Origin of the sequence: Chamaesiphon sp., from assembly GCF_041738855.1 — a bacterium.
In the GTDB taxonomy this organism is placed as follows: Bacteria; Cyanobacteriota; Cyanobacteriia; order Cyanobacteriales; family Chamaesiphonaceae; genus Chamaesiphon.
In genome coordinates, this window is the sequence record NZ_JBGSPA010000015.1 from 1 (window position 1) to 25,270 (window position 25,270).

Annotated in this window: 25 protein-coding genes and 2 pseudogenes; 6 read left to right on the forward strand and 21 right to left on the reverse strand. The window is 47.6% G+C overall.

The window, feature by feature from the left end:
- Positions 1-3,099 (forward strand): annotated as a pseudogene (locus tag ACEW9I_RS02140) (hypothetical protein); the annotation flags it as partial.
- Positions 3,100-3,274: 175 nt separating this feature from the next.
- On the opposite strand, the gene ACEW9I_RS02145 reads toward ACEW9I_RS02140, so the two are convergent.
- The 17 genes from ACEW9I_RS02145 to ACEW9I_RS02225 all read right to left on the reverse strand — a co-directional run bounded on the left by ACEW9I_RS02145 (position 3,275) and on the right by ACEW9I_RS02225 (position 14,485).
- Positions 3,275-4,132, reverse strand: coding sequence for a nucleotidyltransferase domain-containing protein (locus tag ACEW9I_RS02145; protein ID WP_373538730.1), 858 nt, complete (start codon positions 4,130-4,132; stop codon positions 3,275-3,277).
- 199 nt (positions 4,133-4,331) lie between these two features.
- Positions 4,332-4,796: a GNAT family N-acetyltransferase gene (locus ACEW9I_RS02150; RefSeq protein ID WP_373538731.1), complete on the reverse strand. Its 465-nt coding sequence runs from the start codon at positions 4,794-4,796 to the stop codon at positions 4,332-4,334.
- On the reverse strand, positions 4,793-5,272 hold the full coding sequence (locus tag ACEW9I_RS02155; RefSeq protein WP_373538732.1) for a GNAT family N-acetyltransferase: 480 nt from the start codon (positions 5,270-5,272) through the stop codon (positions 4,793-4,795). Before ACEW9I_RS02155 ends, ACEW9I_RS02150 begins: the two co-directional genes overlap by 4 nt.
- A gap of 107 nt (positions 5,273-5,379) precedes the next feature.
- Complete coding sequence (locus tag ACEW9I_RS02160; RefSeq protein ID WP_373538733.1) at positions 5,380-5,904, reverse strand: GNAT family N-acetyltransferase; 525 nt, start codon at positions 5,902-5,904, stop codon at positions 5,380-5,382.
- 99 nt (positions 5,905-6,003) lie between these two features.
- A complete protein-coding gene (locus ACEW9I_RS02165) occupies positions 6,004-6,507 on the reverse strand; it encodes a hypothetical protein (protein ID WP_373538734.1) in 504 nt (167 codons plus the stop codon).
- Between the two features lie 22 nt (positions 6,508-6,529).
- Positions 6,530-6,949, reverse strand: coding sequence for a VOC family protein (locus ACEW9I_RS02170; RefSeq protein WP_373538735.1), 420 nt, complete (start codon positions 6,947-6,949; stop codon positions 6,530-6,532).
- Positions 6,950-6,981: 32 nt separating this feature from the next.
- Positions 6,982-7,731 (reverse strand): class I SAM-dependent methyltransferase, encoded by a 750-nt coding sequence (locus ACEW9I_RS02175; RefSeq protein WP_373538736.1) that lies wholly within the window; start codon positions 7,729-7,731, stop codon positions 6,982-6,984.
- Positions 7,732-7,934: 203 nt separating this feature from the next.
- On the reverse strand, positions 7,935-8,327 hold the full coding sequence (locus ACEW9I_RS02180; protein WP_373538737.1) for a cupin domain-containing protein: 393 nt from the start codon (positions 8,325-8,327) through the stop codon (positions 7,935-7,937).
- A 73-nt stretch (positions 8,328-8,400) separates the two neighbouring features.
- A complete protein-coding gene (locus ACEW9I_RS02185) occupies positions 8,401-8,622 on the reverse strand; it encodes a hypothetical protein (RefSeq protein ID WP_373538738.1) in 222 nt (73 codons plus the stop codon).
- Positions 8,623-8,879: 257 nt separating this feature from the next.
- Positions 8,880-9,359 (reverse strand): N-acetyltransferase family protein, encoded by a 480-nt coding sequence (locus tag ACEW9I_RS02190; protein ID WP_373538739.1) that lies wholly within the window; start codon positions 9,357-9,359, stop codon positions 8,880-8,882.
- Positions 9,360-9,362: 3 nt separating this feature from the next.
- Positions 9,363-9,896 (reverse strand): hypothetical protein, encoded by a 534-nt coding sequence (locus ACEW9I_RS02195; protein WP_373538740.1) that lies wholly within the window; start codon positions 9,894-9,896, stop codon positions 9,363-9,365.
- A gap of 175 nt (positions 9,897-10,071) precedes the next feature.
- On the reverse strand, positions 10,072-12,258 hold the full coding sequence (locus ACEW9I_RS02200; RefSeq protein ID WP_373538741.1) for a peptidase domain-containing ABC transporter: 2,187 nt from the start codon (positions 12,256-12,258) through the stop codon (positions 10,072-10,074).
- Between the two features lie 102 nt (positions 12,259-12,360).
- Positions 12,361-12,747: a hypothetical protein gene (locus ACEW9I_RS02205; protein ID WP_015159489.1), complete on the reverse strand. Its 387-nt coding sequence runs from the start codon at positions 12,745-12,747 to the stop codon at positions 12,361-12,363.
- Between the two features lie 61 nt (positions 12,748-12,808).
- Positions 12,809-13,069, reverse strand: coding sequence for a hypothetical protein (locus ACEW9I_RS02210; RefSeq protein WP_373538742.1), 261 nt, complete (start codon positions 13,067-13,069; stop codon positions 12,809-12,811).
- A 119-nt stretch (positions 13,070-13,188) separates the two neighbouring features.
- Positions 13,189-13,578, reverse strand: coding sequence for a hypothetical protein (locus ACEW9I_RS02215; RefSeq protein ID WP_373538743.1), 390 nt, complete (start codon positions 13,576-13,578; stop codon positions 13,189-13,191).
- 61 nt (positions 13,579-13,639) lie between these two features.
- Positions 13,640-13,930 (reverse strand): hypothetical protein, encoded by a 291-nt coding sequence (locus ACEW9I_RS02220; protein WP_373538744.1) that lies wholly within the window; start codon positions 13,928-13,930, stop codon positions 13,640-13,642.
- A 162-nt stretch (positions 13,931-14,092) separates the two neighbouring features.
- The gene (locus tag ACEW9I_RS02225; protein WP_373538745.1) at positions 14,093-14,485 is read right to left on the reverse strand and encodes a hypothetical protein; all 393 of its coding nucleotides are present in this window, start codon (positions 14,483-14,485) and stop codon (positions 14,093-14,095) included.
- Positions 14,486-14,753: 268 nt separating this feature from the next.
- Here ACEW9I_RS02225 and ACEW9I_RS02230 point away from each other — a divergent pair, with 268 nt between their 5' ends.
- The gene (locus ACEW9I_RS02230) at positions 14,754-18,440 is read left to right on the forward strand and encodes an NB-ARC domain-containing protein (RefSeq protein WP_373538746.1); all 3,687 of its coding nucleotides are present in this window, start codon (positions 14,754-14,756) and stop codon (positions 18,438-18,440) included.
- Positions 18,441-18,588: 148 nt separating this feature from the next.
- Here ACEW9I_RS02230 and ACEW9I_RS02235 read toward each other — a convergent pair whose 3' ends face one another.
- Positions 18,589-18,993 carry a hypothetical protein gene (locus ACEW9I_RS02235; RefSeq protein ID WP_373538747.1) on the reverse strand — a complete coding sequence of 135 codons (405 nt, stop codon included), beginning with the start codon at positions 18,991-18,993 and terminating at the stop codon, positions 18,589-18,591.
- Positions 18,994-19,047: 54 nt separating this feature from the next.
- Positions 19,048-19,227 carry a hypothetical protein gene (locus tag ACEW9I_RS02240; RefSeq protein ID WP_373538748.1) on the reverse strand — a complete coding sequence of 60 codons (180 nt, stop codon included), beginning with the start codon at positions 19,225-19,227 and terminating at the stop codon, positions 19,048-19,050.
- Positions 19,228-19,381: 154 nt separating this feature from the next.
- On the opposite strand from ACEW9I_RS02240, the gene ACEW9I_RS02245 reads away from it, so the two are divergent.
- The 3 genes from ACEW9I_RS02245 to ACEW9I_RS02255 are packed head-to-tail and all read left to right on the forward strand — an operon-like array spanning position 19,382 to position 21,010.
- The gene (locus tag ACEW9I_RS02245) at positions 19,382-19,798 is read left to right on the forward strand and encodes an element excision factor XisH family protein (protein ID WP_373538749.1); all 417 of its coding nucleotides are present in this window, start codon (positions 19,382-19,384) and stop codon (positions 19,796-19,798) included.
- On the forward strand, positions 19,786-20,121 hold the full coding sequence (locus ACEW9I_RS02250) for a XisI protein (protein WP_373538750.1): 336 nt from the start codon (positions 19,786-19,788) through the stop codon (positions 20,119-20,121). The genes ACEW9I_RS02245 and ACEW9I_RS02250 overlap by 13 nt, the downstream gene beginning before the upstream one ends.
- Before the next feature lie 19 nt (positions 20,122-20,140).
- The gene (locus tag ACEW9I_RS02255) at positions 20,141-21,010 is read left to right on the forward strand and encodes a tyrosine-type recombinase/integrase (RefSeq protein ID WP_373538751.1); all 870 of its coding nucleotides are present in this window, start codon (positions 20,141-20,143) and stop codon (positions 21,008-21,010) included.
- 81 nt (positions 21,011-21,091) lie between these two features.
- On the opposite strand, the gene ACEW9I_RS02260 is transcribed toward ACEW9I_RS02255, so the two are convergent.
- Positions 21,092-23,725: a Tn3 family transposase gene (locus ACEW9I_RS02260; RefSeq protein WP_373538752.1), complete on the reverse strand. Its 2,634-nt coding sequence runs from the start codon at positions 23,723-23,725 to the stop codon at positions 21,092-21,094.
- Between the two features lie 25 nt (positions 23,726-23,750).
- On the reverse strand, positions 23,751-24,212 hold the full coding sequence (locus tag ACEW9I_RS02265; protein WP_373538753.1) for a zinc ribbon domain-containing protein: 462 nt from the start codon (positions 24,210-24,212) through the stop codon (positions 23,751-23,753).
- A 144-nt stretch (positions 24,213-24,356) separates the two neighbouring features.
- On the opposite strand from ACEW9I_RS02265, the pseudogene ACEW9I_RS02270 reads away from it, so the two are divergent.
- Positions 24,357-24,875 (forward strand): annotated as a pseudogene (locus ACEW9I_RS02270) (tyrosine-type recombinase/integrase); the annotation flags it as partial.
- Positions 24,876-25,270: the final 395 nt, after the last annotated feature.

Consider the following 25,270-nt stretch of genomic DNA (forward strand, 5'->3'; position numbering starts at 1 on the left):
TAAGATTCTCTTTCAACTTATTGCCTTTGTCTCCAACCAACAGCAAACCGAACCTGCGGATACGGTGGATGCTCAGATCTCCCAATTGATGGCATATTTACGCACTACTCGCTGTTTGATTGTCTTCGATAATTTTGAATCTATACTCGCGCATGGCGGTTATCGTGAGGGTTATGCTGGGTATAGCGAACTCCTGCGCCGGATTGCGACCGAACATCATGCTAGTTGTTTAATATTAACCAGTCGGGAAAAGCCCAAAACTTTGATTCATTTAGAAGGAGAATCTGGGGCAGTTTGCACGTTGGATTTACTTGGTTTGAGCGATCGCGAGGTGCAAGAGATCGGTACTGCTAATAGTTGCCATGCTAATGTCTCGATCGATTGGCATCAATTACAACAATCTTATTCTGGCAACCCGTTAGCGATTAAAATTGCGGCGACGACAATTCGGGATTTATTTGATGGTAGCGTGAGCGCGTTTTTAGCACAGGGGGTAATTCTCTGCAATGGGATCGATGCTTTATTGAGCCAACAATTCGATCGATTGTCAGAGATCGAGCAACAGGTATTGTACTGGTTAACGATCGGGCGTGAAGCCGTATCGATCGCCGAATTGTTAGCCGACTTCATTCCTATCGGTTATCGATCGCAACTATTAGCCGCGTTACAATCATTAGATCGGCAAAGTTTAATCGAAAAAAGTTTTGGTTGCTTTACCTTGCAACCAGTGGTGATGGAATATGTCACAGCCGTATTTATCGATAAAATCTGTGCAGAAATTACGACTTTAGATGTGACAATCTTCAATAGTCATGCACTGATTCAGGCTCAGGCAAAAGACTATGTGCGCGAGAGCCAAGTGCGGATGATTTTAGTTCCGCTGGTCGAAAGACTCATGGGTAAATTGCGATCGAAATTAGAGATTAAAAATCAATTAGATCGATTATTAGTGAAACTGCGATCGGAATTTGCTGGTACCGACGGCTATGCAGGTGGCAATTTAATTAACCTGTTGCGGCACTTGCACATCGACTCGACTGGCTACGATTTTTCCGAGTTGTGTATTCGGCAAGCCTATCTGCTCGGCATGAATTTACACGATACTAATTTTGCAAACACCGATTGGGCCAACTCAGTTTTTACCGAAACCTTCGGCAGTATTCACTCTGTCGCCTTTAGTCCAGACGGTCGCTGGTTGGCTAGCGGTGATTTTAACGGCGATATTCGGTTGTGGGATGCCCGCACACATCAACTGCGATCGATCTTGCGCGGTCACACCAATTGGTTACGAGCGTTGACTTTCAGCCCCGATAGTCGAACGCTAGCCAGCGGTGGTTTTGACTGCACCATCCGTCTCTGGGATGTTAATACTAGTGAGTGCTTGCGGACATTTGCCGATCGGACACAGGCGATCCGATCGCTGGCATTCAGTCCCGACGGCAACATCTTAGTCAGTGGCAGTGACGATATGTTAGCCAGCGGTAGCAATAACTGCACCGTGAGACTCTGGGATGTGAATACTGGTGAATGCTTACAGAAATTCGCCGACTCTACCGAAGCAATCTACTCAGTAGCGTTCAGTCCTGACGGTCGAACCATTGCCAGTGGCGATGCCAATTCAAGTATTCGGTTTTGGAATATCCACAAAGAACGATGCGTTGGAACATGGGAGACTCATCAAGGCAAAGTCTTTGCAGTAGCATTTAGTCCAGATGGTCGAACCATTGCCAGCGGGGGGGATGATGCTACCGTCAAACTCTATAATGCCAGTACTGGCGAGTGTTTGAGAACTTGTTTGGGACATAGCGACGGATTGAAGTCGGTAATCTTTAGTCAAGATGGTCAAACGCTCATCAGCGGTGGCAAGGATCGCAACATCAAGCTGTGGGATGTTGGGACGGGACGGTGTTTAAAGACGCTGGTTGGGCATGAGGATTGGATCTGGTCGATCGCTTGTGATTCGACTCATCAGATCGTGGCTAGTGGTAGTGAAGATCGCACGGTTAGACTCTGGAGTCTGATTACTGGCAAGTGTCTGAGAGTTTTCCAGGGCTATGCAAATACGATCTATGCGATGGCTTTTGTCCCCCCACCTCTACCAGATATTGCCGCTCCTCAAGCGGTGCTAGCCACTGGATACTTTGGCGGAGCATTACGACTCTGGAATATCCAGGACGTTGGCGTAGCCTCCCCTTCGGGGAATCGATCTACGAGTTTGAGCGGTCATAATAGTTCCATCAGAACGGTAGCCTTCAGTCCAGATGGTCAACTCCTTGCTAGTGGGGGGAACAGTGACAACCCAATTATCAAACTTTGGCGCGTCCGGGATGGCCAGTGCTGTCACATTTTAACCGGACATACCGATGGCTTGTGGTCGGTGGCATTTAGCCCCGACGGTCGAATCCTGGCCAGTAGTAGCCCAGACCATACGATTAGACTGTGGAGTACTTTGACTGGTGAGTGTCTCCAGATTTTAGCAGGGCATACAGATTGGGTCACATCGGTCGCCTTTATTGCCTCACCACCGATGCTGGTGAGTGGGAGTAGAGATCGCACGATTAGAATTTGGGATATCCAGACGGGTGAATGTATGCGTACTTTACAGGGGCAGCAGCTAGGGCTTGTCTCGATCGCGGTGAGTCCTAATGGAGATATTTTGGCCAGTGGTAGTGTCGATCGTACCGTGGCTCTTTGGAATATTAATACTGGTGAATGTTTCCAAGTTTTGCCCGGTCATCAAGCGTTCGTTTGGTCGGTGGCTTTGAGCACCGATGGAAGATGGTTAGCCAGTGGTAGCTATGACGGTACCGTCAGGCTCTGGGATGTACATAGCGAGAAATGTCTAAGGATCTTACAGGGGCATACGCATGGTGTTTTCGCAGTGGCGTTTGTGCCACACTACAACAAGGATTTTGCTAATCGGCAGTTGCTTGCTAGTACTGGTACTGATGCCACTATTAGATTCTGGGATGTTGCCACAGGTGAATGCGTCAAAATCATTCGATCGCCGCGACCCTATGAGGGATGAATATTCGGGGCATCCAAGGATTGACTACTGCCCAGCAGGAGAATTTAACAGCTTTGGGAGCGACCCTATAGAATCCATTTGAAGTCTCTGTAGATTTAAAATTATGATTACTCCAATACAAAGTTGAAGGGGATCGTTTAGGGCAATCGATTTGCAGGAATAACATCGAACGCTTAACAGACAACCTCTCGGCGGTCAGTGTGCATGGGCGTTGTTGTGCTGCATTGCCAACCCCTGTAGACTACTTTACATGACCAACCGACGATCGCCATACCATTGACTCAAATCCTGTTCAATTTCATCCAGGATGGAGATCGCATCCATGATTGATTTTGCCTCACTTGCCAACGAAGCAAACACCAACTCAACCCGCTGTTGATAGTCTCGTGGACACAGCCTAAAACTGTTGGCAACCGCCACTGCGCCTTTCTCATTCAATAAGTACTCTTCATTGAGTGCAAATAATACCTGATTCATACAAGCCACGCTGCGGAAACAACAACCTGCTGCATAGGCAACATCCTCGCGTGCAACAGCCTTTCCCGCAATGAACAGCGAAAAACTAATTTCCCATGCAAACTTATTAATTGTTGCTTGTTTAAGCTGACTTGGATAGGGAGTTGTCCTAACTTTTAAACCGTCTAAAACACTACACGGATCGTGAAGTGGCAGACAAATGGCGACTTCACCCATATAAATAGAGGATACAAAGCCGTGGGGATGACCGGGCTGGTAATCAATCGTGATTTGTCCAGCATGGCATTCGTCAATGACACAGCTAACCCGATCGACATCACGATAGAGAAAATCCACGGGCATATCTTTAATCTTGAGCCAACCACCACCATTAATCCATTTTCCCCATCCACCAATTGGTGTAATCAGATTGGGACGATGATTATCATCAAGTTCGCAAGCAAGTTGATTGAGAGCAATTACATCGATGGGATTGTCTGGTAGGTAATAAATTCCTAAATCCACATCTGACTTCGGGGTGTGATTCCCTCTTGCGCGAGAACCTCCGAGTGCTACAGATGCAATCCCCTCAATTGACTGCAAATGTTCGACTACATCATGAATAAAGTCAGGTAATTGCTGATTCATAATTAGCTTTACCTCGATTGAGTATTGAGCGTTGAAATTACAATTGGAAATCTTAAGAATTTTAACAGTACCCTTTAGGGCTATTTACAGCACTTCCGGCTGTCATGAGGTACATTTTTTTATCCTTAGCCTACTTGCTGACTAACTTTCAGGAATTAGGCTGTACCTGATAGCTGACGGAAATGCTGTAATTATAAATTTAAAGAGACTTTTCCATTACGTAATTAACAAAACTTTCCCCCCGATGAGTCACCTCTTGCTCTTTAACCACTGAAAAACCCATGCGCTGGAAAAACGACTTGGCAGTAATGCTTGCCTCAGTAAATAATCGGCTCACTGACAACTCCACTGCTTTTGCTTCAATTGCCTGATAGATTTGTCTGCCTACGCCGCAACGTTGATAGTTTTTGTGGCAGTAAAAGCAGTCGATATGACCATTCGGTTCTAGCTCTCCAAACCCAGCGATCGCACCCTCGTCATCAGCAACATAGGTGAATCGGCTCGAACACACCTCTACCCAGTTTCTAAAGTAGATATCTTCAGGTGCCCACGCCTTAACCTGACTGCTTGAGTAATCGCGGACATTAATTTCACGAACTGTTTCATGGAACAGTCGCGCTATTTGTTCGGCATCCTGTGTTTCAAACAACCGGATCTCAATCATAATTGTACTCCTTTTCTAGATCGCAATTCACGTCGCATCACAAGTTCGCCGTTCTCTTCTTGTCCGGTATAAACAAAACCCATCTTTTCGTAGAACGAACCAGGACCACCTTTGGCTGGCACACAACTTGTTTCAACAGCATCCGCTCCAGGGCGCGTCTTGACGTGTGCGAAGAACAAATCTAACGCCTTTCGCCCGTAACCACGTCCCTGGTATTGCTCGTCGAGCATAAAACGCCAAAGAAAGTACTCTTGCCGAACTACGTCGTCTTCCAACATCAAAAAACCGACTGGCACATCACCAGCGTAGATTGCGCGGAACCAAGCAACGTCTGGATTAAAATGTGCTTCTGCAATAGACATGGCGTTGGATGCTACGAATTGCTCTTGGTGTGGGGCTACCTTTAAGCGGAGGAGATCGCGCCAGTTGTCCTTAGTTATCTCGCGCAGTGTTACTTCAATGCTGGACTCGGACATACAGATTATCCTCACTAATATCGATCGATTTCTACTAAAGAGATTTCAAATGGGTTCTATAGAATCCACTGGCGATCTTTTAGGGCGACGATCGGTGATGGGCATTGTTAAACAGTTTCATTGAGATTACAGACCATCAGACAAAGCTGTCCGTATACTGGTACGTGATACTCTCGTAAGATGTGAAAGCCAGCCTTGGCATAGGCTCGCTGTGCAAATAGATTCTGGACGCTAGAACTTAAGCCCACCAACGGCACATCTCCTCTGTGGCGAAGCTGTGACACCAATAGCAGCAGTGCTTTTGGGCCAATTCCTCGACCCACAAACGCTCGATCGCCAATTAGCAGATCGACATCAACAGATCCGGCTGGGATCTCGTACAGACCGACTGAATCTAGAACTTCACGCGACACAGACTGCCACCGAATATAGCCAACAGATCGACCATCAACGGCGATTAGCGATCGATTGCCACTTGGCGGTGGATTGGCTGCCCAGGCAATATGGTCTTCAGGTTCGGGATACCACATTGCGACATGAGGAGCAGTCATCCAATGTCTCAGTAGCTCGACATCAGTGCTGGAGAAGCGGGTTAGGGTGACATTGGATTCCATAAATGAATGGTTTTTCATGGTGTTTGGAATAATGGGAATAGCTAGTTGAAATTAGTAACTACAAATCGATTTACAAAGATTGCCGCAAGATTGAGATCGATCGGATCGGCATTCAATTTATTTGCTTGTTGCCGACCAGATCTTCATACCTGCGCCAGCAAAACCAATGCCGAAGATTACTCCAGATAGGACAAACAATAGATTCAGACCTGGGATAAAATAACCCATGAATCCAACGAGCGTCGAAAGTACCCACAAGACCGATACCCAATGGGGGAGTTTTCTAGCAATCCAAGAGCCAACGGCAAACAAGCTCATACCTACTGTAAATATTGATGCACCGATCGGATATAGATTAGTTCCAGATATCGATCCAGTCCGAATGATGGCAATACCAACGATCGCAAAGATAAATCCATAGACCCCCCACAATCGAGATTCCTGATGCTGAAAACTATAAATACCCATAATTCCAAATAAGAGGGAAATATCGGTCAACAGGTACAGGATAGAGGTCGTTATATTAGGATTACTACTGGACAAAAACGAATTTATGCCGCGTAAAATTCCGGCAACGATCGCGGCAAGTCCGCCTAATCGAATTAGATTTGTACTAGACATTTTATCTATCTCCCATACTATTTTATGGAGTCTGTTCTACGGTCAATCCGATTTCTTGTCCGTAAGATAGTTCGAGCGTATGACCGTCTGGATCTCTTAAAAAAGCCCAGTAGCCAATTGGATATCCAGAATCTTTGGGTTCTTGTAGCAGCACCCCTTCCTGTTTGGCTTTGTCGCACAGAGCATCGATAAATTCCCGACTTTGACACCCAACTCCCAGATGTGCGAGGGGAGAAAGAACCGACTGCACCGAACTTGTCTGAATCAGCACGATAACAAAAGGACGAGTGCGGTCTGACAGCCATACCACCGCAACACCTGTTTCTGTATCGATGCGACGATGAATTACTTGCATTTGGGCGTAGACAGCGTAAAACTGAATACTGCGATCGAGATCTGTAACAGGGAGTGCGATATGAGTTAGGCCGAGATCGATCGTCATAATTTACCTCTCAATTTAGCTAGAGATGATATTTATCCGGCTCCACGACGACCCACAACAATTGGCTGGTGAAGAATTCCGTCTAACCTTTGGATATTTGTGAAGCCGACCTGCTGAAAAAGAGACATCAGCCGCTCGACGGTAATCGCATAGTAGCGATCTAAGCCAGCAGTAACGCCAGCGGGATTCCCCGCCCTCGCCTCACGCACAAAATACATTGCAACATCATAAACATCATCGCTCCAATCGCGAGTTTGAAACACGAAGTAACGATCGCTGCCGCGATCTCGGAATCCATAGGGCAACATCTGTGGGGACGATCGATCCTCATCCTCACGGTAGTCGCGCAGGTTGACGATCGCGATTCCATCCGTCCGCAAGCAGTTGTATAAACCTTGGAGTGCGATCCGGACTTCATCTTCTCCAGGGAGGTGTGGCAGCGAGTTGTCGGCACTTAACACCACATCAAAGCCGGAACCATGAACTTCGGTACACTGTCGCATATCTGCCACTTTGAAGGTCATTTCGAGTCCGCGTGAGATCGCTTCTGTGCGTGCCCGATCGACTGCTGCTGCCGATAGATCGGATGCCGTCACGGTATGTCCCAGGGCTGCGAGTCCCAGTGCTTGCGTGCCAATACCGCAAGAAACATCCAGAATCGATCGGGGTGCCGAACCCATTAAAGTAGTGACGACATCGTTCAATGCGTCTGCTTGCTGTTTAATGGCTTCGTCCCAGTTGGGATAAATGAGGTGATAAAGACTGGCAATGTCATCGTACATAATCAATGTATTTTTTAGTCAAGAGATAGTAAGCGATCGCGATTAAAACTATTTCATTAGCCGAGATTACCAACACCAATTAATCGAATAGCGCCAACGAACGAATCGAGGTTTTTGAAGTTGGAGATTGTCTGTATTTCCTCGATCGAGGTAGGTTAGCCTAACCATCTAGCACTGGTTTTTTATCCTTTCTTTGGGTGTGCTTAATCTAACCTGTAAACCCTTACACTCTCCTGTTCGTTTGGGTCATTGCGCGAGACTAAGGCGATCGCCGCTTCGGTACTGCTCAAGTTGACAGGTTGATGCGGTACACCTTCAGGAATAAAGATAAAATCACCCTCTTTATTGATTACAGATTTAGATAGGTTTTCGCCATAAAAAGTTTTCACGTTGCCTTTCAATAGATAAATCGCTGTTTCAAATCCATGATGAAAATGAGGCTCGGCTTTTGCGGCAGGTGGGATAACCACAATATTCATCGAGATCCCGCTTGCACCAGCCGTTTTGCCAGAAATACCAACATAGTTCGGCAATTTTTGAATCGTGTCGATTGTTTCTGAAGGTCTGACAGTAATAATGTCTCGATCGAAGTTCATTGAGTCACCTCGTATATTAATAATTGGCTTGGAATAGTGGAAATGGTTAGTTAAAGTTTGGGTGGAAATCGATTCACAAAGATTGCTCCCAAATTGAGAAAGATTGAGATCGATTGTAGATTTCGGTATCCGACCAATTTTCCAAGCAAAAGTGACGATCTGCTTTGGCATAATAGTCCGTGGTGTCGGGGTCTGCGGGATTCCAGGGGTAATCGATCGTGGGCGATCTCAGCAGACAATTCATTAAGTCGGTTTCGATATCGGAGAGCGATCTGTTTTTGCGTGTGTGTGGCATAATTTTTGTCTGGTAAAAGATTGGTTAATTTGCTCGAATCATGAATGGTCATCTGTCAGTTATCGGTTGGGTTGATGTCGGTATCAACTTGCTCCATGTCTTTTAGAATATCTGCTCCCAGCTAGTTTGACAGCCAGAAAAGATCGGAGAAAATTTGCTATCAACGATTCTCTACGAGAGGCTACGCCAACGGAAAAGATCGGAAAAGTTGAATGTATGGCAACTGCTAAGGTCGTTAAGAAATCTTGCTCCAGAGGCTACGCCAACGGTTGAGGTATCCATCTTAAAAAACATCGATTTTCGTGCCGCTCGGTAATTTCTGCGCCCAAGCAATGATAGAAAGCAAGTCCGCGAAGATTGCGAGCATCGGCATTCCAGGCAATATGGGTGCAATCATTTTCTCTGGCAATTCCAGCGAGCCGCTCCATTAATGCCGCTCCTGCGCCTTGACTTCGGCGATCTTCATCTACATAAAGATCGTCGAGCCAAATACTTGGCTGACCGACAAATGAAGAACACCTAAATCCATACAACGCGAACCCGATCGCACGTCCTGAATCTTCTGCAAGCAAAACGTAAGAAAATGGGATTTTACCGAAAAGTGTTTTGCGTGTTTTTTCTTCAGTTGTCTGCAAAATTCCAGAAAATGCGCCAATATTGCGATCGAATTCTGCTTTCTTTTGGATGAATGAGAAAATGAGCGATACATCATCAGGATTAGCAATTCTAACTTTCATTACTTACTCACCTATCCGCATCCGACGTAGCAACGATCGCGCGAGCGACTCTTCTCGTAACACAATATCTAATTTACCCTGCATCCCCACCCTCACGGAACAGGATTTTGTTGCTTGCTTTAGGGCTAAAGTTTGGGGTTGAATCGTCACGGCATATAACGTCGGTTGGCTCAACTGTGTGACGTTCGCGTAGCGTCCGCCGTGCGGAATCGAATCAGTCATCATTACAGGCTGGGTGGCGATCGTGGTTACTTGCCCTTTTAACGTCCCAAACTCACCAGCAGGACAAGCTGTAACGCGCATTTGAGCAATTTGCTGTGGTGCGATTCGATCGATCTCGTCCGCAGGAACGAGTGCTTGAATGGTGCGATCGGGAGTGACGATCGCGTTTGTCTGTGTGGTGCTGCGATAGGGGATTTCGATCGTAAGGGCGAGTACACCTCCGAGCAAAGCCACTACACCAAGGCTGCCAAACCGCGCCCACGGGCTGAGTGGGGGTAGAAGATCGTTTAAATTGGGCAATAAATTATATGTCATTGAATTAACCTCTAATACCTACAAAGACTTCTTTTGCTAGCACAAACCCGTTGCCCTCACCCCGCAGTCACCTCCGGCTCCTGCTCCCCTCTCCCAAGCTTGGGAGAGGGGTTGGGGGTGAGGGCAAATAACCTGTGCTTGTAAATCGGATTTGGGATAATTTGATAAATCGCCCCTACGGTGTCAAGGCCAATTCTGGTGTCAAAAACGATCGATGCAATCCTTCTCGCCGCCGCAATTGAGCTGGCGTACCTTGACTCACCACCTGCCCTTGCTCTAGCATCACCACCCAATCGCAAGCCCCAATTACCTGGGGACGATGGCTGATTAATATTGTCGTTTGCCCCCGTCGATGCTGCTGCAATCGTTCCAATAACATTGCCTCACTCACCGGATCGAGTGCTGACGTGGATTCATCCAAAATCAAAATTGCTGGATTGGCTAACAATGCCCGCACGATCGCTAATCGTTGCCGTTGCCCCCCCGATAGATTCGCCCCAAACTCACCTAACACCGTTTGATACTTGTCTGGCAATTGCTCGATAAACTCATCTGCCCCGACCATCTCACAAGCCCTCACGATTTGCTCGAAACTCACCTGGGGATAGCTAAAGCGGAAATTATCGACGATCGATCGACTCCAAAAATGGGCATCTTGGGGCACCAATACCACCTGCTGCCGCAAACAATCTAATGCCAGATCGCCTCGATTCTCGTGCCGAGACGCTTCGCGATCGTAAATCCCATAGCGAATATTGCCGGATTGCGGTTGGTACAAGCCCGATAGCAATTTCGCTAACGTACTTTTGCCGCAACCCGATCGACCGATTAACGCCGTCATACATCCACCAGGAATCGTCAAATCCAAATCCTGTAACAAATCCACTCGCCCCGAATGATGAAATCGCAATCGATCGCAGTAAATATCCGCCGTTGCTGATAGCTCTATCCAAGGTTTGTGGGCATCTGGCGCGTCTTCTGGAGACGCATCCATCACCTCACCCAAGCGTTGCAAAATCACTTGAGCGCGAATGAATTCATCCACAATCCCGATCGCGGCTAACAAGAACCCAAAGAAATTCCCACTCATGCCGCTATAAGCCAACAACTGCCCCACACTCAACCGCTGACTAATCACCAAATAACTGCCCAACCACAACAGCCCGATACTCACCAAACTCGATAAAATGCCCGTCACTGTGCCGCTATACAGTTCCAACTTCATCGTCCCCCAACCCAAATGCGCCAACCGACTGAAATTCGCTTGATATTCCTGCCAAGCTTGAGGGGTCGCCTGGGTGGTTTTTAGCACCTGAACGCCTTGCACGGTTTCGACGAGAAAGCCTTGATTCTCGGTGCCTTGAATAATCAGATCGCGAGTTTTCTGGCGAATCGCTGGTAAGAAGAGAAAATTAACGCCAACCAGCACCGCAAACATCGCTGTCGAGGCAATCGTTAACTCCCAACTATAAAACAGCATCAATGCTAACGAGACTACGGCAATAAAAAACTGACTGGGCAAACCTAATACTAACTGTGCCACTAATGAATGCACCGCCGACACGTCTGCAATCCGGCTGACTACCTCACCACTGCGTCGCCCTTCAAAATAGGACAGCGGTAAATGCAATAGCTTCTGTCCATATTCCAGCACCAATCCCATCTGCAATCGTTGCCCAAAATAGCCAATTAACTGCGCCTGAATCAGATTAACAACACTCCGAATCAGCGTCATCACCACCACACCCACAGCCACTATCAGCAGCAATTCTGTATCGCCCCGCACCAATACATCATCCGTCAACAACTGCATCATCAACGGCGAAGCCAATGCCAGTAAACCGATTACGACGTTTAAACCGATCGCTTGCACCAACAAACCTCGATCGGGCCATACGCGTTTGACAAATTTGCCAAACCCCGTTTGCTTGTCCTCCGTCTGTTGGTATAACACCTCTGTCGGTGAGAGTAACAGCATCACCCCATTCGTCCAGCCAGACATCAATTCCGCCTCACTGAGATAGCGCAATCCAATACTGGGGTCGGCGACAATATATCGATTGCGGCGATTTTTGCCGTAGATAACGACCCAGTGATAGCCCTTCCAATGGACGATCGCAGGCATTGGCACCTGCGTCAGATTAGCTAAAAGTTGGGGCGAGGCTTTGACGTGGCGCGTTTGGAAACCGAGGGATTCGGCACCTCTACCGAGTCCGAGCAGAGTGGTGCCGCGCGATCGGGTGCCTGCTAGTTCGCGAATGCGACCGATGCTGAAGTTGCGACCGTGAAATTTTGCAATGGTGGCGAGGCAGGCGGCACCGCAGTCTTCTTCGGATTGTTGGAGAATGAGTGGATAGCGCATGGGAATGTGGTGGAAATGAAGGGCATAATGACAAAGTTGCGCTCTCCATAAATCCCTATTTTTCAGGGATTTAGGGGATATTGCCAGCGTGACGATCGCAGGTTAATTAGTAACCTGGTACGTCACATCGTAGGTAGAGCCACCAGCGCTAACACGCTGGGTCTGTTGACCGTTGCTAGAGGCACTAAAACTGCCAACAGGGCGGCGAACAAGACTATGATTGTCGAACAAGACAACGTTCGCTGTCCCATTGAAGTTCACACCAATACCAACATTGGCAACACTGTCAGTCCGCATAAAGCGACGGAAATTCTGACGCTCACGATTAATGTCGAAAGACAGGTTGTCAGAACCACCACCAGCCTGAATACAGCGAACTAGCAGAATATTAATCCGCTTGCCGCCTTCGAGCATTTGAGCTTGGTCTGCGGTCAATTCTGTAAATAGAGATTCGGGGAGAAGATTGAGGTTAGATTTAGAGAAAGTCATGATGTTTTTTCTTGGTAAATGATGGGTTTATTTGTGGAGATCGGACAAAATTAACGAGCGACTAACTCGTAAACTTGTCATTACTCCGTTCGCGTTGGCGTTTAGTCTGCCGTAGCGGCGCACGCTCGGCGGGTGTCCCGCCGTAAAAAGCGCGACAAGACAGGCACAGCGTCGGCTTTGCCGAATCGATCGGAAGATTACCACCTCTGTCCGCTCTGATGCAGGGTTTAGCCTGCCTTTGGTAGCAATAAAGTGGAGGAAGCGATAGAAACTCCACATCTTGTCGTAAATAGCGATCGGTCGAGGTTGATACTGTCTGCATCTGTGACATCGCTCTCCTTCGAGATGCAGCAAGGGGACACAACGGTAAAACTCCCCGCCAGCAGATATTTTAGACTGTTCGATCCGTTGAGGGTCGATTGCCAGAGTTACGATCGCACGTTAATTAGTAACTTGGTACGTCACATCGTAGATCGAGCCACTACCGCTAATCCGCTGGGTCTTTTGACCATTACTATTACTGGAGACATCAAAACCGCCCACAAGGTGAGCAACAGAATTATCGTAGAAGCGAACAGTTGCTGTCCCGTCGAAGTTCTCAGCTACACCAACATTGGCGACACCGCCAGTCTGCATACCGATCTTGCGACGCATAACCTCCTGACCATTAATTCTGAAAAACAGCTTGTCAGAACCATTGCTAGCCTGAATACAGCGAACGGACAGAATCGTAATCCGCTTGCCGCCTTCGAGCATTTGAGCCTGGTCTGTTGTCAATTCTGTAAACAGAGATTCTGGTAGAAGATTGAGGTTAGATTTAGAGAAAGTCATGATGTTTTTTCCTAGTAAATGATGGGTTAATTTGTAGAGATCTGACAAAATTACCGAGCTACTAACTCGTAAACTTGTCATTGCTCCGTTCGCGTTGGCGTTTAGCCTGCCGTAGCGGCGCGCGTATCTGCTGACGCAGAGGCTTCGCCAACGGAGGGTGTCCCGCCGTAAAAAGCGGATGCAACCACGCGGAGGTTTCCTCCGCATGTGTTGCACCAAGCAGCGCGACAAGACAGGCACAGCGTCGGCTTTGCCGAATCGAGTAGAAGATTGCCACCTCTGTCCGCTCTGATGCAGGGTTTAGCCTGCCTTTGGTAGCAATAAAGTGGAGGAAGCGATAGAAACTCCACATCTTGTCGTAAATAGCAATCGGTCGGGTTTGATACTGTCTGCATCTGTGACATCGCTCTCCTTCGAGATGCAGCAAGGGGACACAACGGTAAAACTCCCCGCCAGTAGATATTTTTGACAGATCGATCCGTTGAGGGTCGATTGCCAGAGTTACGATCGAACGTTAATTAGTAACCTGGTAAGTCACTTCGTAGAGCGAGCCACCACCACTAACTTGTCGAGTTCGAGTACCATTATTGTTAGTGCTACCAAAACTGCCAACAGAGCTAGATGAGCTATTCTTATCGAATAGGCCAACAAACGCTTTCCCGTCGAAGTTCGCACCCACACCAACATTGGCGACACTGCCAGCCTGCATACTTAGCGTGCGACCGAACATAACATTCTCACCATTAATGGTGAAAAACAGCTTGTCAGAACCATTGCCAGCCTTAATACAGCGAACGAGCAGAATATTAATCCGCTTGCCGCCTTCGAGCATTTGAGCTTGGTCTGCTGTCAATTCCGTAAACAGCGATTCTGAGAGAAGATTGAGGTTAGATTTAGAGAAAGTCATGATGTTTTTTTCTGGTAAATGATGGGTTTATTTGTGGAGATCTGACAAAATTAACGAGCGACTAACTCATCAACTTGTCATTACTCCGAATCGGATGGAAGGTTTGATTTCTTTCCATATCCCCAGAATATGCGCCCTCAGACAGATTGACAGCCAGAAAAGATCGGCAAAAGTCCGCTGTTGCCGATCGGAAAAGATCGGATCTCTATATGTAATTGTTGAAAGATTAGGGCTAAAATTAAGCTAGATTCTGGCAGGGTCTTTATAGATGACAGCAGATGAAGCCTTAGCATTACTAGACACACTGCTCCAAGCCCAAAGTCTGCGCGATCTGCAAGAGCAAGTATTTCGCTATTCCTGGGAAGGTTGGACTTATCCCCGCATTGCCGAGCAAGTCGGTTACGACACTGGGTATGTCCGCGATGTCGGTTACGAACTGTGGCGACAGTTGACGATCGCCTGTGGCGAACCAATCACTAAAAGTAATTTGCAAGCAGTCCTCCGCCGCCGTCGAGATCGAATGCCGAAATTAGCGGTGCCCGCAGTTACTCCAGCTTCACCCCCAAATCGAGAGCTTTACTGGGGCGATCGGATTGATGTTTCTACCTTCAAAGGCCGCGAAACCGAACTCCAGCAGTTGGAACGGTGGCTGGGTGTAAATGGTGAAGGCGATAGAATCGGGATGTCTTGTCGGCTGATTTCGATCGTGGGGATGGGCGGCATGGGCAAAACCTCATTAGCGGCCAAACTCACTCAAAAGTTAGCAACTTTAACTCAGGCTTTCGAGTGGATTATCTGGCAATCGCTGCGCAATGCCCCGCCTGTAGATAAAATTCTCTGGCAACTGATGGCGATTCTCTCCCGCCAACAGCAGACCGAACCTGCGGATACTGTGGATGCCCAGATCTCTCAATTGATGGCATATCTGCGCGCTACGCGCTGTCTGCTCGTTTTTGACAACTTTGAATCAATCCTTGCCCAGCAGCCAGCTCGATCGGCGGCTAGCTATCAGCATGGCAACTATCGGGAGGGTTATGTTGGCTATAGCGAACTGCTCAGACGGATTGCCAGCGAACATCATGCTAGTTGTTTATTATTAACCAGTCGGGAAAAGCCCAATATCTTAATGCCATTAGAAGGCGAATCTACGGCAGTTTGCACGCTGGATTTACATGGTTTGAGTGCGATCGAAGTAGCCGCAATCGGGACTAGCAATGATTGTCATACAGACGATTCCATCGATTGGCAGCACTTCCAGCAATTTTACTCCGGCAACCCGTTAGCGATTAAGATTGCGGCAACCACGATTCGGGATTTATTTGACGGCAGTGTAAGCGCGTTTTTAGCACAGGGCATCATTCTTGGTGATGAAATCGAGGCTTTATTAAGCCAGCACTTCGATCGATTGTCCCAGATCGAGCAGCAAGTATTATACTGGCTAGCGATCGATCTCGAAGCCGTATCGATCTCACAATTAATAGCAGACTTCATTCCTAGCGGATTTCGATCGCAAGTTTTAGGCGCATTACAATCATTAGATCGGCAAAGTTTGATTGAAAAAAGTGCTGGCTGCTTTACCCTACAACCCGTGGTAATGGAGTATGTCACCGCAGTATTCATCGATCGAGTATGTGAAGAAATTACGACTTTAGATGTAGATATCTTGAATAGCCACGCGCTGATGCAGGCTCAGACTAGAGATTATATTCGCGAGAGCCAAGTGCGAATGATTTTAGTCCCACTGGTCGATCGATTACTAGGTAAATTGCGATCGAAACTAGACATTAAAAACCAACTCGATCGATTACTTGTTAAACTGCGATCGGAATTTACCGACACTTTTGGTTATGCAGGTGGCAATCTGATTAACCTTTATCGTCATTTGGCGATCGATCTGAGTGGCTATGATTTTTCCGGTTTGTGTATTTGGCAAGCCTATCTACTGAATGTGGATTTACATGACATTAATTTTGCCGATACCAATGTGGCAAAGTCAGTCTTCACCGAAACTTTTGGCAGTATTCACTCATTAGCCTTTAGTCCCGATGGCGACTGTCTCGCTTGTGGGGATTTCAATGGCGATATTCGGTTGTGGGATGCGCGTACTCACCAACTCCAGTCGATCTTGAAGGGTCATACCAACTGGGTGCAAGCGGTTACTTATCATCCCATTCGGCCACTGCTGGCTAGTGGTAGTTTTGACTACACCATCAAGCTGTGGGATCTGAGTACGGGTGAATGCTTAAAGACGCTCGCCGAACATACTCAGGGGGTCTATTCAGTAGCATTTAGTCCAGATGGCCAGATCTTGGTTAGTGGCAGCGACGATTGCACTGTCAAACTGTGGGATGTCAATAGCGGAGAGTGTTTGACTAGTCTTCAGCATGAAGCTAACCCAGCTCATGATGTCAAGTCTGTAGCATTAAGTCCTGACGGTCGCATCATTGCTAGTGGTGGTGCCGATGGCACGATTCAACTCTGGCACCTCCAGGACGGCAGCCATGCTACCTACTGGCAAACCCTGACGGGTCATCAAAGCTGGATTTGGGCTGTGGCATTTAGCACCGATGGTCGCCTGCTCGCTAGCGGCAGCGATGATACTACAGTTAAACTCTGGGATCTAGCCACTGGTGAGTGTTTGCACACTTTTGTCGGGCACAATGATGAATTGAGATCCGTCGCCTTTTGTCACGATGGTCGAATGCTCATCAGCAGCAGCAAAGATCGGACGATCGGGTTGTGGGATATCCCATCTGGGAGACGTGTCAAGACACTAATCGGTCATCAGAATTGGATCTCGGCGATGGCTTTCGATCCCCGCCATCAAGTCATTGCCAGCGGTGGTGAAGACCGGACGCTCCGACTCTGGAGCCTAGAGTTCGGTCAGTGTCTCAAAGTTATCCAGGGGTACTCCAATACCCTGTTTTCGATCGCCTTAGTGCCCGCGCCCGCATCAAATCTTGCTAATTCGCCCGTATTGGTAGCTGGCGGTTACTTCGATCGACTAGTGAGACTTTGGCAAATCGAGACTGGTGAATTTACCAGCTTTAAAGGTCACACTGATGCGATTAGAGCCATCGCCGTCAGTCCAGATGGCCGATTCCTAGCTGGCGGCGGTGGCAGTACCGACCCGACGATTAAACTCTGGAGCGTCCAGGATGGTCGATGTCACGGCAACTTATCCGGTCACACTAACGAAGTCTGGTCGGTGGCCTTCAGCGCGGATGGTCGAATGCTTGCCAGTGGGAGTAGCGACCATACGGTTAGAATTTGGAATACCCAGACGGGTGAATGTCTTCAAACTTTGACAGGGCACATGCACTGGCTGATGTCTGTAGTTTTTGGCTCCCAGCCAGATATCCTGGTTAGTGCTGGTTTCGACCGGACGATTAATTTTTGGAATATCTACACAGGTGAATGTCTGCGGACTTGGCAGATGGGGCAATCAATTTGTACGATCGCGTTTAATCCCAGTGGCGATATTTTAGCTAGTGGTAGTATCGAGCGCACGGTCGGACTGTGGGACGTGGCTACAGGTGCCTGTTTGCAAACTTTACTCGGTCATACCCATTTTGTTTGGTCTGTAGCTTTTAGTCCCGATGGTCGATTGCTTGCCAGTGGCAGCTTCGATCGCACCATCCGACTTTGGGATCTCCATACGGGTCAATGTCTGCAAGTATTAGAGGGTCATGAAAGTGGAGTATTTGCAGTGGCTTTCATCCCCCAACATGGCACTGATAGCCCCGACCGTCAGTTGCTAGCCAGCTCTAGTGCCGATGCCACCATTCGCATTTGGGATATCGCCACAGGGGAATGCGTCAAAATCCTCCGATCGCCGCGACCCTATGAAGGGATGAATATTGCTAGTGTTACAGGCATTACGGAGGCACAGAAGGCAACACTGAAGGCTTTAGGCGCAGTCGATTCTCCAGTGGAGCAGCATAACCGACACTAGCCAGTCCCATTAAGCCATTCGTGAATGCCCCAAATCTCCATTCAATCTATTTTTTCTAAGTTAAGGGTTTTCTCGATCGTTATTTGCTTGTTGCCAACCATATCTTCATACCTTTCCGTAATTTCCGCACCCAATCTATCGTAAAAGCCTAGCCCACGAGTATTGCGAGTATCAGCATTCTAGTGCCAGAAACCACGATTCCACGCAGCTTTTCGATGTTGGCAACCAGCCAGTCTACGGTTTCTGAAAATTGGGCGATCGCCGATCTAGTGAGGGTCAGATGCACATAAGCACCGCGTTCGGAGCGATCGATATTGCGGGCGATCGCGGCGGTCATTCCGGTTAATTCTTTGTAGCGATGGTTGGCAAAGAAGCCCAGCGGATCTCGCACCTGATTATGAGCCTCTGGCAATCCATCCAGCCTTACAAAGACACTGACCGATCGCGGTAGGGATGGCAGCTTAATCGATCCGTTAGTTACCACCCAGACTACCGGAAATAACGCCCCAGCTTGCTCGATGGCTTTAGGTGCGAGTGCAGGTTCTCTGCTCACGAGCGTGACGTGGACGATGCCTTGTCGGTGCAGCCGCTCTAAAGTTTCAAATACTTACACTTCTTTACGTTCGTGGTCTGGTTTTGATAGCTGTAAATACCCCTGTACCCGCTGGTGTTGCGTCCATTCTGGTGGGTAAACATAGCAATAGTGACACCCTGCATTACAGCGATCGGTAATTTCGATCGCTGTGGCAAATTTGGTGCTGCTACCCCGCAGTAGATGTGATGCCATGGTTGCGGTTGCCTGCGCGATCGTTACGATACGCTGAAGCTTCTCTTCAAGAGAATAAGGCTCATTGAAATGGGAGAGATAAAATTCATTGTTGTGCGCTTAATTTATGTTAAGATCGCACTATCGCTAGCAATCTCCGCCCACCAAGTATCTGATGCCAGCAAAAGACATCTTCCACGATTGCTTCAAAACAGCCCTCATCAAAGATGGCTGGCACATCAGTCACGATCCTTACAACCTGAAGGTTGGTAAAAAAGATCTCTTCATCGACTTGGGAGCTGAAAAGTTACTGGCTGCGAATAAAGGATCTCAGAAAATTGCAGTTGAAATTAAAAGCTTTGTCAGCCCTTCGGAAATTAGAGATCTCGAAGTCGCCCTCGGTCAGTACGTTCTCTATCAAAATGTCCTAGCCCGAATCGAACCAGAACGCACACTTTATTTAGCTATTCGCGAATCGAGTTTTCTAAAACTGTTCGAGCAAGAGATTGGACAAATCTTACTCGAAAATCAAGTTCTCAAACTTTTAACATTTCACCCTGAAACAGAGGAGATCGCTCGATGGATCGGTTAGATACTTACCGTCAAATTATCCGCAAGGTGCTTAAACCTTATGTCGATATTACTTACGCCAACGTCAATGTCAAAAATCACCAAATCTTCGATCCCGAAACCGATCGATACTTAATCCTTTCGGAGGGTTGGGAACGTCAAACTCATCTTCATAGTTGTTTGATTCACGTCGAGATTATCAACGAACGAGTCTGGATTCAATTAGACAATACTGAAGATGGGATTGCTGAAGAATTAATCACCGCAGGCATTCCCAAGCAAGATATCGTCCTCGGTTTTCACGAACCGGAAATCCGTCCCTACACTGGATTTGCAGTAGCCTAATCTCTGGAGCGTCACAAAAATGGTCGTTAGTGTCAATGCCGCTCTACAGCCTGTGGAAGAAAGTTCTCTAGCCTCGACTACATCGTCTCCATCGATAGATATATTAGCCGACTTCCTGCGCCTGAAAATCTCCGCCAACACCAAACGAAACTACGGTAAAGCAATTACCGATTTTTGTCAGCGCATCTACAACAGTGACGTATCCATTAGTCTGCTGACTAAGTTTCTCGGCTTATCTCAGCCCGAAGCAGTTTATCAAGCCCTACAATACCGACAACAACTCATCGAAGCTAAATTAGCCCCCAGTACGATTAACGTCCGGCTTTCAGCTCTAAAATCCTTCGTCGATTACGCCCGTCAAGCACAGCAGTGTAGCTTCAATCTTGCTGATGTTAGCTGCCTAAAAGTAGAGAGTTATGGCGACACCACAGGGATTGCTGTGGCTGGGTTTAAAGAAATGCTGCAAATTCCAGACCGCAGCACCATCAAAGGGATCAGAGATTATGCGATTCTGAGATTACTTTGGGACAATGCCTTACGCCGTAATGAAATCTGTAGCCTTGATGTGGGTGATTTCGACAAATCTGGGCGATTATCGATTTTAGGGAAGGGAAAGATCCAAAAAAGCCAGATCGATCTATCGCCAGCAACGACAATCGCGATCTCACAATGGTTGACTGCCAGAGACAACTATCAAGCGTCCGATCCTCTATTCTCCAGCCTAGATCGCCGCAGTAAGGGACATCGGCTGGACGGTAGCACCATTTATCGTTTGGTGCGAGAGTTTAGCGCAGCAGCAGGGATCGATAAGGTAGTTTCTCCCCACCGGATTAGGCACAGTGCCATCACCGCATATCTCGATGCCAGCGACGGTAATATTCGGGTATGACAACGATTCGTGCAAAACTGTATCACGACAGGCTTAAAACCTTTGTACGGCAGTACTTTTAACGATCCATATTTCAAAGAGTCATGAACCGTTTTCCGGCACTGGAATCTCCGGTTCAATATCTGGGATTACTTGCAGATCGTAATCGATCGGTGGTGGGCAACGATCGAGATTGAGGTCATAGACCCCAAACCGATTCACATGCTGCGTCCAGTAAGGACTAAGAGTAGCCACAGCATCAGTATCCAACGGATAGCCCTCCTGTCTCAACTCATTCAGAATCCGACTAATTTCAAAGACATTGTAGAAAATTAAGCAATTTGCCACCAGGTGGTTGTAACGGATCATTTTCCGTTGCTCCTCCCGATTGTTGGAAGTAATTACACCCTCGCCGCCAAACGACAACCACTGGACAAAGTGGTTAAAAGACTCACTCTTATTCGTTGCCCCCTGGATCGTAGATCGTAACTGCGCGTCATTAAGGTACTGAAGTAGAAATCCGGTTCTCACCGCACAGCCCAAAGAGTGAAACGCTTGATAGAGCTTATTTTTAGTACTATTAGTGCCTAACTTCCGCAACACGGTCGAAGCATTAATCTTGCCAGCCTTGACCGAGAGGGCAACCCGCAACATATCTGGCAGATGGGTTTCAATCAGTTCCCAATTAACCGTATCGGTGAACAGAGAATCGACATGTTTGTAGCGCACAGCTTTCGTCGGACGATAGAACGTCAAATCTTTCCAGTTACGAATGCGTGGCATCAGCGTGATGCCCAATAGATAAGCTAACGCAAACACCGTGGCACTTTGAGCTTGTGTATCGCCATGAATGGTATCGGGCTGAATCTCAGACTGGTTGTGTAGCAATCCATCGAGAATATAAACAGCTTCCCAAACACCACAGGGAATGAAATGACTGAACAGAGCAATGTAAGTATCTGAGACATGGTAATAGGCAATCCCTCCGTAGCCACCGTAACGAATGTGATACTCTGCCAGTAAATTATTCTCATAGATATCCCACTTGGTACCATCGACCGATGCTCGATCCCCTGTACCCCAATATTTCGGCAAGTTGAAGCGGTTGTAAGAATCGATTACTATTGTAATCGCAGCTTGCAGTTTGTCTAAATCGATATGCCGTTGATGCACATGAGAAACTTGTCGTCGGTCAAAATCCTGAAGCGAGACAGCCGTTTGAGCGGGGCCTAAATTACAGCCATAGCAAAACGTCGTCGCCAAGTACCGATCGATCAGCTCCAGTAAGATGTGGGAGAAAATACACACTTCAAAATGACGACGGTTGACAGATTCTGGCATGGGGACGCGGGCGCGTTGTCCCATGACCAGGTGCCACCACTTAGCTGGAATCCAACTCAGGTCGAGACGTTGTACCCGTGTTTCTGACTCAGTTCCCGCATTCTCAATCGAGATCGTCGATAAATTTATCCCTCGATTATTTCGATGTTCCCACAAAAACTGGATCGCTGTTTCCAGCGTCTTATCCTGCGAACTAAAGCGCAGAGGTAGCACTTCCAGTAACCGGAAGAGGGTAGCTCGGTGGCTTTTGTAGAAGTTCTGAATCAACGAGAAGTAATTGTTGCCCGCATGGTTGAGATGAGCATCACACTGCTCAACGATGGTATCGCCCTGCGTTCCAACTACCGATTCAATCGCAGCAAACCGCTGCTCTCTGTCTCCTTCCTGCTGGTATGCCAGCACCATGTCGCGCAAGGTAGCAATCAGTTCATCAGTATTAGATTGCGTCTGGACTCGGTATTCCGCCAATGCAGTTTTTCCTTTCTGGTGCATTTGCTGCATGAGCTTGATGAACATCTCTGCCAAGTCATCCAGAGTGCGGGCATACCGAACCCCCAGCAATGCCAGCACCAGTGGATATCGCTTGGCTGACTCCATCTGCTTCATTCTCGCCGCATCTAGCGTCATCGCTTCCTCAGCAAAGTGCTTGACTTTTAGTTCGGGAATTCCCGTCAAGGCGGTCTTGTTTGCCTGCAATTGGCTCAATTGCTGCAACCGATCGATCCAAGCTTGCAAATGTGTCAGCGTCGGTCTGCCAGCATCTTGTTTGAGATCGTGCCAACTGGTTAAAGTGGCATCTTTCCCGATCGTTAACAGAGCATCGAGTTGTTGGCGGCTGGCCAGGTTTAGACGGTGGTGAACCTGTCGATAAAAGGTAGTCGTAACCTGAGCGCGGATCTGTTGCGCCGTGCGAGTGAGGGTGCTAAAGGCAGGTAGTTCAAACCGTTGCCGTACCAACTCTTCAATCGCCACATTAATCAAATCTGCCAAATCTTGTTTAGTCGCTGCCGCCGTGCGAATCGCTTCCTCCATCACTGTCTTGGCTGTTGGACTGTAGGCATGTAGATGTAAATAGTCCCGAATCAGACTGAGGTGTCGGCGGCGAGTCACCGCAGCATCATAGTGTGCTAATTCTCGCTGGGAGACAGTCAGACTTGCAGCCGTGGCAATATGCCGGACAATGCTAGCTGGCACAGCCTGAGTTGGTACGGCATAACCCAGTCGCTGAAACGTTTTTAGCAAGATGAGAAATCCTAATCGGGTGCTACTCCCAGTGGCTGTTGACTGTTGAGCGAATCCGATCTCCTCTGTCGTTGGCGTGTAGATCGCTGTCAATTCTTTGAGTGTAATATTGCTCTTGAGCCGGGGATAAGCAGTTTCTTGAACGCTGGGCATAATTGTAACGCTTGGCTAAAACGAGTTAGGATTGCTCGGACTTATACCCAGTGCCGCAATACGGACAGAAGCGATGCTTGAGCGAAACAATCGGTTCGGTGCATTTACTACACTGATGGCGGAGTGAGTTGCCACATAAAAAACAGTACTTTGCCCGATAGTCCAACCAAATTGGATCTGGTGCTGTACCTGGTATCCAACAGCTCGGACAGAATTTGACGACGGGTGAAGACTCAATTGCCACGCCGCGACCGATCGCGGTGAAGTACTCTGGCGGAATTTGGAGGGCATATGCTAAACCACTTTGGGTTTTGCGGTTCAGTTTGGACGTTTTGCCTCGTTCCAACTTGCCAACACTTTGCAGATGAATTCCAGCTCCTTCTGCCAGTTCTCGTTGGCTCAAACCCAGTCCGCTCCGAACTCGCCGAATATACTCCGCGAGGGATTCTTGGGGCTGTGGCGCAAGATTTACTTCTAAAGTATCCATAAAATGCTAAAAACCGATATGCAATTAAAGATATACTGTTGCCATTGCCTAATATTCATTTTTCCAAACAAATATTATCTGCTTGATATCTTTGGCTACCATTGCAACACAGTTTCTAGATCGTCAGGGATTAGCCCCAAAGACGTCGCTCCAGATGTTCGTTTGAATGCTTTGGTATTGTTACTCCATCGCAGTGGAGCCAGAATTGCAGAAATTTTGGCGTTGGATCTAGTTGATATTGACTCAGCCCATCGCCGATTTCAAGTCATTGGTAAAGGCAACAAACAACGATGGTGTTTTTATAGTGAAGACGCACAACAAGCACTGGACAAATATCTTCGACACTATCGCCATCAGGACTGTCCTGCATTATTTACAGCTCAACGTCCTTTAACTGGACAAGTATCTCGTTGGAACTATCGGACTGTATATACTTATTGGCACAAGTTTACTCAGACAGAACCCTTACTTCAAGGTGTGCGGATTCACGATCTGCGCCATACCTTTGCCACCGAGCGGGTTGGGTTAATGGGGATTGAAGAGTTACGGGCACTGATGGGGCACGAAAATATTCAAACTACTTTACGCTATCAAAAGGTTACTTCTGCGCGGGCAGAGGCAGCAGCACAAAATGCTTTTATGCTGCTTCAGGCTGGTGTTTAATAAGTATATTTTGGCTAGACTAATTGTTTATTTTAAGATTGCATTTTATCTAAAGCAGAGTATTGAGAATACTCTGCTTATGCAAACTGAGCCTTAACAGTAAAACGGTTCACGATCATTTGAAGTATCGATCTCTGAAAGTACTGTCATACAAAGGTTTTAAGCCTGTCGCGATACAGTTTTGCACGAATCGTTGTCATACCCGATACAGAGCCTTAAACTCACGCAAAGAGCGTCTTCCTCAAAAATCAACCATAAATGTAGCGACCCGCAATCATAAATCATCAAACCCGCAATCATCGCAAAATTGAACCCAGATTAATTGCAACTATCCGACGACTCAAACCCACATTAACTGCAACTGAACCCAGATTAATTGCAACCAACCCACAATC

Coding starts and splice junctions, on each gene's coding strand:
- ACEW9I_RS02160 (WP_373538733.1), bottom strand. CDS start 5,904: ATGAAAAACCATTCATTTATGGAATCCAATGTCACCCTAACCCGCTTC.
- ACEW9I_RS02255 (WP_373538751.1), top strand. CDS start 20,141: ATGGTCGTTAGTGTCAATGCCGCTCTACAGCCTGTGGAAGAAAGTTCT.
- ACEW9I_RS02145 (WP_373538730.1), bottom strand. CDS start 4,132: ATGAATCAGCAATTACCTGACTTTATTCATGATGTAGTCGAACATTTG.
- ACEW9I_RS02260 (WP_373538752.1), bottom strand. CDS start 23,725: ATGCCCAGCGTTCAAGAAACTGCTTATCCCCGGCTCAAGAGCAATATT.
- ACEW9I_RS02195 (WP_373538740.1), bottom strand. CDS start 9,896: ATGACATATAATTTATTGCCCAATTTAAACGATCTTCTACCCCCACTC.
- ACEW9I_RS02170 (WP_373538735.1), bottom strand. CDS start 6,949: ATGACGATCGATCTCGGCCTAACTCATATCGCACTCCCTGTTACAGAT.
- ACEW9I_RS02155 (WP_373538732.1), bottom strand. CDS start 5,272: ATGTCCGAGTCCAGCATTGAAGTAACACTGCGCGAGATAACTAAGGAC.
- ACEW9I_RS02185 (WP_373538738.1), bottom strand. CDS start 8,622: ATGCCACACACACGCAAAAACAGATCGCTCTCCGATATCGAAACCGAC.
- ACEW9I_RS02210 (WP_373538742.1), bottom strand. CDS start 13,069: ATGCAGACAGTATCAACCTCGACCGATCGCTATTTACGACAAGATGTG.
- ACEW9I_RS02220 (WP_373538744.1), bottom strand. CDS start 13,930: ATGTGGAGTTTCTATCGCTTCCTCCACTTTATTGCTACCAAAGGCAGG.
- ACEW9I_RS02165 (WP_373538734.1), bottom strand. CDS start 6,507: ATGTCTAGTACAAATCTAATTCGATTAGGCGGACTTGCCGCGATCGTT.
- ACEW9I_RS02150 (WP_373538731.1), bottom strand. CDS start 4,796: ATGATTGAGATCCGGTTGTTTGAAACACAGGATGCCGAACAAATAGCG.
- ACEW9I_RS02250 (WP_373538750.1), top strand. CDS start 19,786: ATGGATCGGTTAGATACTTACCGTCAAATTATCCGCAAGGTGCTTAAA.
- ACEW9I_RS02215 (WP_373538743.1), bottom strand. CDS start 13,578: ATGACTTTCTCTAAATCTAACCTCAATCTTCTACCAGAATCTCTGTTT.
- ACEW9I_RS02205 (WP_015159489.1), bottom strand. CDS start 12,747: ATGACTTTCTCTAAATCTAACCTCAATCTTCTCCCCGAATCTCTATTT.
- ACEW9I_RS02190 (WP_373538739.1), bottom strand. CDS start 9,359: ATGAAAGTTAGAATTGCTAATCCTGATGATGTATCGCTCATTTTCTCA.
- ACEW9I_RS02180 (WP_373538737.1), bottom strand. CDS start 8,327: ATGAACTTCGATCGAGACATTATTACTGTCAGACCTTCAGAAACAATC.
- ACEW9I_RS02175 (WP_373538736.1), bottom strand. CDS start 7,731: ATGTACGATGACATTGCCAGTCTTTATCACCTCATTTATCCCAACTGG.
- ACEW9I_RS02200 (WP_373538741.1), bottom strand. CDS start 12,258: ATGCGCTATCCACTCATTCTCCAACAATCCGAAGAAGACTGCGGTGCC.
- ACEW9I_RS02240 (WP_373538748.1), bottom strand. CDS start 19,227: ATGGCATCACATCTACTGCGGGGTAGCAGCACCAAATTTGCCACAGCG.
- ACEW9I_RS02225 (WP_373538745.1), bottom strand. CDS start 14,485: ATGACTTTCTCTAAATCTAACCTCAATCTTCTCTCAGAATCGCTGTTT.
- ACEW9I_RS02230 (WP_373538746.1), top strand. CDS start 14,754: ATGACAGCAGATGAAGCCTTAGCATTACTAGACACACTGCTCCAAGCC.
- ACEW9I_RS02265 (WP_373538753.1), bottom strand. CDS start 24,212: ATGGATACTTTAGAAGTAAATCTTGCGCCACAGCCCCAAGAATCCCTC.
- ACEW9I_RS02245 (WP_373538749.1), top strand. CDS start 19,382: ATGCCAGCAAAAGACATCTTCCACGATTGCTTCAAAACAGCCCTCATC.